Annotated in this window: 1 protein-coding gene; it reads right to left on the reverse strand. The window is 34.1% G+C overall.

Annotated features, from left to right (window positions below):
* Nucleotides 1-65: 65 nt before the first annotated feature.
* Nucleotides 66-788 (reverse strand): phage portal protein (locus RCF13_RS17845; protein WP_308141412.1); only part of this gene is annotated, 723 nt, incomplete at its 5' end.

A 788-nucleotide genomic window follows, 5' to 3' on the forward strand; every position in this document is an offset into this window, starting at 1 on the left:
AAATATACATCAAAGTAAAAATACTACTTTGAACTATTATAGTTATAATCCACTTAGATAATGTTCTATTCATCCATTTCACCACCTAGCATTTTAACTTCAACAGTTGCTAATTCCTTTTCTATCTGCTTCATTTCCTCGTCTAAATCAGTAACCCAAGGATGATTGGCGATGATGGTCTTATTCGATATAACCCCTTTGGAGTTTTGACAATCGGTAATAGCTTGAGATTCATTAATAGCAATATCTCGATTGAACACAATTTCTATTTCTTTATCAGATACTGGTTGCTTAGTAATCTCAAGGTACTTATTAACGAAATAGACTAGTTGTTCAAAAGCCCATTTAAAGTTTTCTTCCATAGAATTACACTTCAAATCCAATCCACTGTAAATGAACTTAAGAGCTATACCACTAGGACTATTTCCCAGCTTATCAGAGTTTTTATCTACTCCTTGGCCAAAGTCAAAGATATCTTTCTTTAAAGCTTCATAATGAGTTTTAGCTGCTTCGATGTTAATATCAGTTTCTATGGTATCAACTCCGGCCTCATCGTCCGTATCCATCTTAATACCGTTGTAGTAGGCCAAATCTCTCACGAACTCGCCTAAATTCGCACCGCCATAGCCTTTTAGAATGTATATAACATTTTTTATATCCTCTAATAAGTTGGCCACATCAGATCTAGTTAAATCGTAATTGTCTATTAAGGTTTTTACAAATTGAAGATCCGGAAGTTCGAAGTCGTTATTTTTGAAAGGTATAAAAGGCACTTTCCCCCAATTACT

Origin of the sequence: Stenotrophomonas maltophilia group sp. RNC7, from assembly GCF_030910085.1 — a bacterium.
In the GTDB taxonomy this organism is placed as follows: Bacteria; Pseudomonadota; Gammaproteobacteria; order Xanthomonadales; family Xanthomonadaceae; genus Stenotrophomonas; species Stenotrophomonas sepilia.